A 9,598-nucleotide genomic window follows, 5' to 3' on the forward strand; every position below is an offset into this window, starting at 1 on the left:
GGGGCGAGCGCGACGGCTGCCTGCGCGGCGACCTGCGGCCCGGCACCCGGCGCGATCCGGATCACGAGCTCGCCGGCGCCGGCGAGTGCCGAGTCGGCACGCGCGGCGGACAGCGGGATCACGACCGCGTCGAGGAGATCGGCGCGTCGCTGCGGCTCCTCGAAGATGCCGATGACGGCATATGCCAACCCGGCCACGAAGATCGAGGGCTGACTGTCGACCCGGTTCACGCCCAGGCGCTCGGCCGCGCGGGCGCCCAGCACCGCGACCCGATCACTGCGCCGCTCGTGCCCGGAGTCGAACATGCGACCTGTGATCAGCCGCGCATCGGTCACCTCCAGCAGGTCGGCCGTCGCACCCACCAGCGGAGGCGACGCGATCGCCGGCGCCGAGGGGTCGTTCACCGGGACGGCCGTGATGGTGTCCTCGCCGAGATCGACCTCGCCGAGCAGGGCAGCGGCCTCGACTCCGACCAGCCGCGACACGCGCTCCGCGGAGTCCCACGGAAGCGTCGACGTCGCCACCTCCGATCCCGATGCCGTGCGAGCCGACGCGGGCTCGACGACCACCTGTGTCGCGGCGACCGCGTCGAACTGGCGCGCGATCTGACCGGCCGCCGTCTGCGCGAACCCGAGCGTGGCGACCAGGGCCCCGATCCCGAGGATCGTGCCGGCGACGGTCATCGCCAGTCGCGCGGGCCTGGTGCCGATGTCGGCCGTCGCCTCGACCAGCAGGTCGCCGAACGTGAACCGGTCGGCGCGCGCGACCTCGGGCACGAGCGGCACCGCGTCCGCCGCCGCGGATGGCGTTCCGGCATCCGTCGTCGTCTCCCCGTCGGCGACCGCGGTGCTCATGCCACCTCCTGCAGCCGGCCGTCCGCGATGCGGATCCGCCGCCGTGCACGTGCCGCGACGGCCGGATCGTGCGTGATGACCACGAGCGTCAGCCCCTCGGCGTTGAGCTCGTCGAACAGGTCGAGCACGCCGCCGGTCGTGTTCGCGTCGAGGTTGCCGGTCGGCTCGTCGGCGAGCACGAGACTCGGACGGCTCACGACGGCGCGCGCGACCGCGACGCGCTGCCGCTCACCGCCCGAGAGTGTGCCGGGCAGGAAGCCCACCCGATGACGCAGTCCGACGCGATCGAGCACCTGCCGCGCGCGCACCTCTCGCTCAGCCCGGGGAACCCCGCTGTAGAGCATCGGCATGAGCACGTTGTCGAGCACGGTCCGCCGAGCCATCAGGTGGAACGACTGGAACACGAAGCCGATGCGGTGCGCGCGCACCGCCGCCCGCTGATCCTCGGTGAGGTCGCCGGTGAGGTGCCCCTCGATGCGGTACTCGCCGACGCTCGGGCGATCGAGCAGTCCGAGGATGTTGAGCATGGTCGACTTGCCCGATCCGCTCGGCCCGACGATCGACACGTACTCCCCCGCGTCGATCCGGAGCGACGCACCCTTGAGCGCCTGCACCTCGGGCGGGCCGGGGAACGAGCGGGTCACGTCGCGCAGCTCGACGATCGGATGCGTCATCGGCCCACCACGACGAGGTCGCCCTCTTCCAGGGCGCCCTCGACCGGTCGCACCTCGACCGAGCCGTCGGCCGCCAGGCCCGTCTCGACGACCACGAGCCGGGTCTCGGCGCGATCGCCCTCGCGCGGATCGCCGTCGACGACCTCCACGCGGCTCTCGCCGCCCGGACCCGCGGTCACCGCGGCCAGGGGCACGGAGAGCACGTCGCCCGCCGTGGCGCCGACCGGCATCGACACGCGGACGTTGGCACCCTGCAGCTGCATGATCTGCTCGGGCGTCAGGGGGTCCGGCGTGAAGCCGATCGCCCATCGATCGCCGGAGCCTTCGCCCGGGACGATCTCGGCGATCACCGCGCGATGCACGACACCGTCGGGAAGCTCGAACGTGGCCTCGCCGCCCACCTCGAGCAGCTGCGCGTCGGGCTCGGCGGCGGAGCCGGTGAGCTCGAGCGTCGCACCCGAGACGGTCATCGCCGCGCCCTGCAACAGCGCTCCGCGGGCCGCGGCGACGGCATCCACGCGCCGCGGAAGCGACCCGAGGTACAGCACCTCGCTCGACGGCAGGTGCGGGAGCGCCTCTTCACGGGCTTTCGTCAGAGCTTCCTGCGCCTGCGCCAGCTGCGTGCGCGCCGCGTCCACGGCTGCCCGCTGCATTCGCGTGTCGGGCTCAGCTGCGACCTCGTCCCGCCGCAGCTTCGCGAGGGCGAGGGCGTCCTCGAGGTCGGCGACGGCGAGTGGATCGACCGGAGAGGCCGCCTTCGCCGCGTCGAGCTGCCGCTGCGCGCTCGCGATCTGGTTGTCGGCCTCCCGCAGTGCGACCGCCGAGGCGCCGGATCTGGCATTCGCCAGCTCCTCGTTCGCCGCGGTGAGCGACTGCTGCGCCGCGGTCACCCCTTCGGCGGCGGCCTGCGCCGCCTCGTCGGCGCCCTCGGGTGCGGGTGGCGGCGTGTACCCCGCGCGCTCGTACAGCGCGATCACGGCCTGCGCAGCGGCCGCGTCGAACGCGTCGGATGCCGGATCCCCCGCGTCGATGCCGACCGCGGCCATCGCCTGCTTGAACTGCGCGATGTCGGGCCCCGACATGCCGAATCTCAGCGATCGGTAGGCCGGCAGATCGCCCGGGAGCACGATCACCGGTCGGCCGGCGATCTCGAGCGCGATCGACAGCGGCCCGAACTCCGCGCCCGCCTCGGGGACGCGGCCGGTGACGATCGCCGGGCCCGACAGCGAAGAGGTGTCGAGGGTGACCTCGACCGAGTCCGCATAGCCGACCTCGCCGCGGATCGTGACGTCGTTGCTGAGGGCGCCGTACTCGACCGGCACGGTGATGAGGCCCGGTTCGGGTGGGTCCGCACGAGCGGCCGCCTCGGCAGGCGAGATGACGAACCGGCCCACGAGCAGCCCGGCCGCGAGGCTCACCACGGCGATGGCTGCGACGACCCACAGCGCCCGATTGCCGTCGAACACCCGCCGCCAGCGCGTGGCCCAGCCCGCACGCACCGCCGCCTCGGAGTCGTCATCGGACGCGGCCTCGGCGCCGTCGCCTGCGTCGGACGCCGCATCCGCGGCGAGCAGATCGTCGAAGGCCTCCGTCGCAACAGCATCCTCCGCGCGAGGACCCTCGCCTGCGAGCGGCGCGTCCGGTTCCGCCGACAGCAGATCGGCGGGCTCGTGCGGTTCCGTCACGTCAGCGACCCTGCTCCGCCGCCGCCTTCAGCGCGTCGAGCTCGGCCTGGTGGTCGGCGATGAACTCCTCCTCCAGCGCGAACTGGATCTCGCTGTGCGCCGCCCGGTAGCCGGTCTTCTCGCGGCAGTCGAGGTCGACGAGCGCGAGCTCGACCTCCCGCTCGCCGATCTCGGCGAGTTCGGGGTCGTCCTCGACCCACTCGGTCTGGTTCTCGTAGTACTCGTTGAGCTCTTCGCTGAACTGCATCTGCGCGTCGCCCTGCGCGTCGTAGCCGGCGTGGCCGGCGTCGGCCATGCACGACCTCCACTCGGCGTTGATCTCGTCGAACGCGTTCGACTCCTGCGCCTGTGTCCAGAACTCCTCGATGGCCTTCATCAGGGGCTCGAACTCGTCAGAGGTCGCCGGGTTGTCCTGCTCCATCTCGTGCTGCGCGTACCCGTAGCAGCCGGAGGTCTCCCAGTTCCACTCGTACGATTCGTCCTCGTCCAGCTGGTCATCCGGGATCGGCGGGCCGCTCAGCGTCTCGTAGTACGCCTGTTGCTCCGACTCGGACAGGCTCATGACGTAGTCCTGATTCGGGTCGATCCACTCCTCGGTGGGGCCCGGATCGTCGCGGCCGGGGAAGTTGACCATGCCGTACCCGTACTGCGCCACCCACTCGCGATCCTCGGGGTCCCACTCGTCGCCGGAGGACACCATGCTGCCGTTGTGCACGACGGGGATGTACTCGAACCCCTCCTCCGACATGCACTCCGCGATGAGCTCCTCGCGCTGCGTGTTCTCCTTCTCGAACCGCTCCTGCTGCTCCTTCTCAGACAGGTCTCCGCCCCAGAGAGCCGCCATGTACTTGTTGAGCGGCGAGTCCGCCGGATCAGGCGCCTCACCCCCGCCCGGCCCGGAACAGGCGGTGAGGGCGACCGCGAGAGCGGCGACGGCGGCGATGGCGAGGGGGGCGGTTGAGCGCATGGAGACTCCGTGGGGGATGACGGACGACGAGCGCCTCAGCGGGCATCGCGTCGATCGCGCTGCCGCCTCGGCGGACAGGACACGTCGCTGCGCGGATGACCCGAACCGCGGATGGATGAGGCCTGTCACAAAAGGATGTGTCCGAAGCAGCCCGTTCCCTGACACCGTCCTGCGAAGCGTTGCCGAACCGTTACCCGGGTTGTCAGACGGGGTAGAGCTCGGGCAGCCCCGTGCGCAGCTCGACCGGCAGGTGCGACATGTCGTTGTGTGAGAGCAGAGTCCACGGACGCCCCTGCTTCTGGGCGATGACGGTCAGCCCGCAGTGGGCCTGGTTGAGCGTCATCCAGCGCCAGTCGGGCGCCTGCAGCACCTCGCGCACGAACCACGCGATCACGAAGTTGTGAGTGATGAGCAGCTCGTGGACCTCGCCCCGCCGGCGCACCAGGAACTCGCTGACGGCGTCCGACATCTGCGCGCGGCCCGCCTCGATCTCGGCCTCGGTGACGGAGCCGAAGAACGGCTCGAACACGGCGGGGGTCTGCTCGGTCATGCCGGTCGGAACGCAGTCGAACAGCAGGGCGGACGGCTCGGGAGAGAGCGACGGCATCCGCTCGGCGACGGCCCGCGCCGTCTGGCTCGCACGCTCGAGGGGCGAATGCCACACCGCGTCGAACGGCACGCCGGAGAGCCGATCCGCCAGCAGGGCCGCTTGGCGACGGCCACGCGGTGACAAGGGTCCGTCGACGAGTCCGTGCTCGGCATCCTGATGCTCGCCATGCCGCACGAGATAGATGTAGTGCGTCACGCAGCTCACTCCGTCGGGGGTTGCGTACCCCGGCGGGGCACCTCATCCACCCTACGACACACGATGGATGCCGCTCCCTGCGCTTGTGGACGGTTGCGCCGGTGCCGCGCGGCGTGCTACTCGGAGGCCCGCGCGATGTCGGCCAGCTGCGCCCGGCTCAGTCGAACGCCGACGCCCTGCACGAGCTCCTCGACCTGGCCCGGCGCGTAGGCGTTCACGATGGGCGCCGTGACGAGCTTCTGGGCGAGCAGCCACGCGACCGCGACGGCCGCGTCGGGCACGCCGAGTTCGGCGCCGACGGCGTCGAGGGCTCGCAGCGTGCGGTTTCCGCGGCGATTGAGGTTCGCGGCGAGCTGCGCGCCGCGCACCGACAGCGACCCGCGCTGCTTGGAGCGAAGCCGACCCGCCAGGAAGCCGTGCTCCAGCGCGTGCGACGGCGTCACCGCCATGCCCTGGGCGCCTGCGACGAGCCGCAGATCGGAGTCGAACTCGTGCCGGCGGAGCACGTTGAACGGGACGTCGAGCACAGTGATGCGGGGGTAGCCCGCGGACGCGAAGATCCGAGCCTCCACCAGCTGTGCAGCCGTGTAGCCCATCGCGCCGATCGTGCGGGCCTTGCCCGTCTCGACCAGCCACTCCGCGGTGGCGAGCGTGTCTTCGAGCGCCGTGGCGCGGTCGGCGCTCGCGTCGAGGTACAGCACATCGATGCGATCCGTGCGCAGCCTCGTCAGCGAAGCCTCGACGGCACGCACGAGGTTCACGGGGCCGAGGCCCGGATTGTCGGCGTGGCCGCCGACGCGCACGGCGAGGACGACCTCGTCGCGCAGTCCGCGTGAATGCAGCCACTGCCCGATGATGTGCTCGCTGCGTCCGCTCGAGAAGCTGTCGGACGTGTGCACGGCGTTGCCGCCGAGTTCCGCGTAAGCGTCGAGGATCGCGTGGCTGGACTCGAGGTCGACGTTCCAGCCGAACTCGGCCCCGCCGACAATGAGCGGGAAGACCGACAGCCCGCTCTCGTCGAGTGCGACGCGCACATCGCTTCCCACGCCGGGCCCTTGCACGGGGATCGGAGACGAGGGGTGCACTCCGCGGGCACCGCGCTGAGGCGCGGTGTCGGTGGCTGCGGCATCCGGGCTCGTCGACGGAAGCGTCGAGTCAACGCCGAAATAAGCCATGTGCCACCCCCTCACGCGACTCGGTGGGAGCCTCGTGATCACTGCCGCACCCCCCGGCGCGTACTTAGAGGGTAGGGCAGCGCGGGCCGCGCCCAGTCCGCCCAGGCGAACTGCCGATAAATATTCCATAACGCTTTGATCACGACGGATGCCCGCCCTCTCCGCACGGGAGAGGACGGGCATCCGGGAATCGCTACGCTCAGCCCTCGGCAGGAGCCTCCGGGCCCGGGTTGGCCGCGGCGCGGCCTTCCTGGTCGGCCGCCTCTTCGAGCACGGGCTCGAGCGAGAGCTTGCCGCGGTCGTCGATCTTGGTGATGCGCACCAGGAGCTTCTGACCGACCCCCAGTACGTCCTCGACGTTCTCGACCCGCTTTCCGCCGGCGAGCTTGCGGACCTCGCTGACGTGCAGCAGGCCGTCCTTGCCGGGAAGGAGCGAGATGAACGCGCCGAAGGTCGCGATCTTCACGACGGTGCCGAGGAACTGCTCGCCGACCTCCGGGTTGGTGGGGTTGGCGATCGCGTTGACCTGGGCGCGGGCGGCCTCGGCCGACGGTCCGTCGGTCGCGCCGATGTAGACGGTGCCGTCCTCCTCGATGGAGATGTCGGCGCCGGTCTCGTCCTGGATCGCGTTGATCGTCTTGCCCTTCGGGCCGATCAGCTCGCCGATCTTGTCGACGGGGATCTGCACGCTGATCACGCGCGGTGCCGTCGGAGCCATCTCGTCCGGGCCGTCGATCGCGGCGTTCAGCACGCCGAGGATCGTCAGGCGCGCCTCCTTGGCCTGCGTCAGAGCCGCCGACAGCACCGACGACGGGATGCCGTCGAGCTTGGTGTCGAGCTGGATCGCGGTCACGAACTCGCTCGTTCCTGCGACCTTGAAGTCCATGTCTCCGAGCGCGTCCTCGGCGCCCAGGATGTCGGTCAGGGCCGCGTAGCGCGTCTGGCCGTCGACCTGGTCGGACACGAGACCCATCGCGATGCCGGCGACCGGCGCGCGCAGGGGCACACCCGCGTTCAGAAGCGACAGGGTCGACGCGCACACCGAGCCCATCGACGTCGAGCCGTTCGAGCTCAGCGCCTCCGACACCTGGCGGATCGCGTAAGGGAACTCCTCGCGACCGGGGAGCACCGGCACGAGGGCGCGCTCGGCGAGGAAGCCGTGGCCGATCTCGCGGCGCTTGGGGCTTCCGACACGACCCGTCTCACCCGTCGAGTAGGGCGGGAAGTTGTAGTGGTGCATGTAGCGCTTGTGCGTCACCGGCGACAGCGAGTCGATCTGCTGCTCCATCTTGAGCATGTTCAGCGTCGTGACCCCGAGGATCTGGGTCTCACCGCGCTGGAAGATCGCCGAGCCGTGCACGCGCGGGATGACCTGCACCTCTGCGTCGAGCGGACGGATGTCGGCGAGGCCGCGTCCATCGATGCGCACGCCCTCGGTGAGGATGCGGCCGCGGACGATCTTCTTCGTGACGGACTTGTACGCCGCCGAGAACTCGATCGTGGCGACGGCCGGAAGCTCGCTCGCCTCGACCGCGGCGATGAGCTCGCCCTTCACACGGTCGCGCAGGGCATCGTCGGCGTTGTTGCGCTCGGTCTTGTCGGCGATCTGGTAGATGCCGAGCAGCTCGTCGTAGGCACGGCCCGCGACGAAGTCGTAGACCTCCGGGCTGTACGCCGGGAAGACGGGGTACTCCTGGATCTCCTTCGCGGCGGTGTTCGCCACGACGTTCTGCGCCGCGACGAGCTCCTTGATGAAGGGCTTCGAGGCCTCGAGACCCTGCGCCACGATCTCTTCGCTCGGCTTGGTCGCACCGGCCTTGATGAGGTTCCAGCTGTGCTCGGTGGCCTCGGCCTCGACCATCATGATCGCGACGTCGCCGTCGTCGAGCACGCGGCCCGCGACGATGAGGTCGAAGACGGCCTCTTCGAGCTGCTTGACGTTCGGGAACGCGACCCACTGGTCGGCGTGCTCGCCATGGCCCGGGACGAGCGCGAGGCGGACGCCGGCGATCGGACCGGAGAACGGCAGACCCGAAATCTGGGTAGACAGCGAGGCGGCGTTGATCGCGAGCGCGTCGTAGAACTCGCCCGGCGCGATCGAGAGCACGGTCACGACGATCTGCACCTCGTTGCGGAGGCCGTCGACGAACGACGGGCGCAGCGGGCGGTCGATCAGACGACACACCAGGATCGCCTCGGTCGAGGGACGGCCCTCGCGGCGGAAGAACGAGCCGGGGATCTTGCCCGCCGCGTACGAGCGCTCTTCGACGTCGACGGTCAGCGGGAAGAAGTCGAAGCCCTCACGAGGGTGCTTGCCGGCGCTGGTGGCCGACAGGAGCATCGTCTCCTCGTCGAGGTACGCGGCGACGGCGCCCTGCGCCTGCTGCGCGAGTCGCCCGGTCTCGAACCGGACGGTGCGGGTGCCGAAGCGTCCGTTGTCGAGGACGGCTTCGGCGGCGGTGATTTCTGGACCTTCCAAGAGGTCCCTCCTTCTTTGTTTAGCCTCGCGCGACCGTATGCCGAGCGAGAGTCAGTCGAAGGAGCAGGAACAGGCAGATCTCGGCGCGCGGGGGTGCCGCGTACTCGCCAGCGCTGGTCACCAGTAGAAGACCACCCGGCGCCTTCGGCGACGGGGAACCCACCACAGGGGACCAGCTTCCTGCCGGCCTGCTCCGTGCAGCTCATGTGGAATTGAGCGGTTGCCCGAGGGCAACCCGAACAAGCCTATCAGCGGGGCACCGCGCCTCCCGCATCCTCTGGCGGGTCTGCGCGCCCGGCGCCTAGGGTGGAGGCATGAGCACCGACGACAAGCCGAGCGCCGCGTCCGATGAGATGAAGCGCAAGTTCAAGGAAGCGCTCGACAAGAAGAACGCGCAGCAGCGGTCAGGCGAGTCCCACCTCGATGGGGATTCGGCGATCCACGGCACGCATGGCGCGGTGACCAGGCGCGAGTTCCGTCGCAAGAGCGGGTAGTCGCAAGAGCGGTAGGGGTCCCAGAGGTGTGACATGAGCGATTTCCGCGAGCGCATTCCCGACGACGACCGCGATGTGCCGATCGACGACGAAGCGGAACTCGAGCTGCCGCCGCCGACGATCGATCCGCTCGAGGCGATCGAGGCGGACGTCGACGCACGGGAGTACGAGGAGCGCGAGTCGGCGATCGAGGCCGGCGAGGTCGATCCGCGGGGGTGAGCGGACGGACGCGGATCCGGCCCTCCGTGGCGGTCTGCTGCCGATGCGTCAGCTCGCGCCGGTCGGTGCGCGCACGTCGCCGCGACCGCCGATGAGCACGTAGTCGGCGTGCTTGGGATCGAGCCCGTCGCCGGCGGTGCGGCCCCGCAGCCGTCGCCACACCCAGGGCAGCGCGTCCCGCCGCAGCCACGTGCCGTGCGCGATCGGGTCGTCGTCGGCGTGGAGAGCGGCATCGAGGCCGCCGAG

9 protein-coding genes and 1 pseudogene are annotated in these 9,598 nt (G+C 70.5%); 2 read left to right on the forward strand and 8 right to left on the reverse strand.

Translation table 11 applies throughout. The features are described 5' to 3' along the window. The 7 genes from EIO58_RS07330 to EIO58_RS07360 form a co-directional block, all read right to left on the reverse strand. Positions 1 to 854: ABC transporter permease (locus tag EIO58_RS07330; RefSeq protein WP_164861575.1), on the reverse strand; the 854-nt coding region annotated here is incomplete at its 3' end. After that, entirely contained in the window at positions 851 to 1,528 is a 678-nt protein-coding gene (locus EIO58_RS07335) for an ABC transporter ATP-binding protein (RefSeq protein WP_127818978.1), read from the reverse strand. The genes EIO58_RS07330 and EIO58_RS07335, both read right to left, overlap by 4 nt. Beyond that, a complete protein-coding gene (locus EIO58_RS07340) occupies positions 1,525 to 3,213 on the reverse strand; it encodes a hypothetical protein (protein WP_240658625.1) in 1,689 nt (562 codons plus the stop codon). Before EIO58_RS07340 ends, EIO58_RS07335 begins: the two co-directional genes overlap by 4 nt. A gap of 1 nt (position 3,214) precedes the next feature. Beyond that, positions 3,215 to 4,180, reverse strand: coding sequence for a hypothetical protein (locus EIO58_RS07345; protein WP_127818979.1), 966 nt, complete (start codon positions 4,178 to 4,180; stop codon positions 3,215 to 3,217). Between the two features lie 202 nt (positions 4,181 to 4,382). Then, positions 4,383 to 4,985, reverse strand: coding sequence for a histidine phosphatase family protein (locus tag EIO58_RS07350; RefSeq protein ID WP_127818980.1), 603 nt, complete (start codon positions 4,983 to 4,985; stop codon positions 4,383 to 4,385). 116 nt (positions 4,986 to 5,101) lie between these two features. After that, complete coding sequence (locus EIO58_RS07355; RefSeq protein WP_127818981.1) at positions 5,102 to 6,160, reverse strand: aldo/keto reductase; 1,059 nt, start codon at positions 6,158 to 6,160, stop codon at positions 5,102 to 5,104. Between the two features lie 199 nt (positions 6,161 to 6,359). Then, on the reverse strand, positions 6,360 to 8,639 hold the full coding sequence (locus EIO58_RS07360; RefSeq protein ID WP_127818982.1) for a polyribonucleotide nucleotidyltransferase: 2,280 nt from the start codon (positions 8,637 to 8,639) through the stop codon (positions 6,360 to 6,362). 314 nt (positions 8,640 to 8,953) lie between these two features. On the opposite strand from EIO58_RS07360, the gene EIO58_RS07365 reads away from it, so the two are divergent. Both EIO58_RS07365 and EIO58_RS07370 read left to right on the forward strand, forming a co-directional pair. Then, complete coding sequence (locus EIO58_RS07365; protein WP_127818983.1) at positions 8,954 to 9,133, forward strand: DUF5302 domain-containing protein; 180 nt, start codon at positions 8,954 to 8,956, stop codon at positions 9,131 to 9,133. A gap of 33 nt (positions 9,134 to 9,166) precedes the next feature. Continuing rightward, a complete protein-coding gene (locus EIO58_RS07370; RefSeq protein ID WP_127818984.1) occupies positions 9,167 to 9,352 on the forward strand; it encodes a hypothetical protein in 186 nt (61 codons plus the stop codon). A gap of 48 nt (positions 9,353 to 9,400) precedes the next feature. Here EIO58_RS07370 and EIO58_RS07375 read toward each other — a convergent pair. After that, positions 9,401 to 9,598: pseudogene (locus EIO58_RS07375) on the reverse strand (hypothetical protein); the annotation flags it as partial.

It is taken from the genome of Microbacterium sp. CPCC 204701, assembly GCF_004010105.1.
GTDB lineage: Bacteria > Actinomycetota > Actinomycetes > Actinomycetales > Microbacteriaceae > Microbacterium.

Coding starts and splice junctions, on each gene's coding strand:
- EIO58_RS07335 (WP_127818978.1), bottom strand. CDS start 1,528: ATGACGCATCCGATCGTCGAGCTGCGCGACGTGACCCGCTCGTTCCCC.
- EIO58_RS07345 (WP_127818979.1), bottom strand. CDS start 4,180: ATGCGCTCAACCGCCCCCCTCGCCATCGCCGCCGTCGCCGCTCTCGCG.
- EIO58_RS07355 (WP_127818981.1), bottom strand. CDS start 6,160: ATGGCTTATTTCGGCGTTGACTCGACGCTTCCGTCGACGAGCCCGGAT.
- EIO58_RS07365 (WP_127818983.1), top strand. CDS start 8,954: ATGAGCACCGACGACAAGCCGAGCGCCGCGTCCGATGAGATGAAGCGC.
- EIO58_RS07370 (WP_127818984.1), top strand. CDS start 9,167: ATGAGCGATTTCCGCGAGCGCATTCCCGACGACGACCGCGATGTGCCG.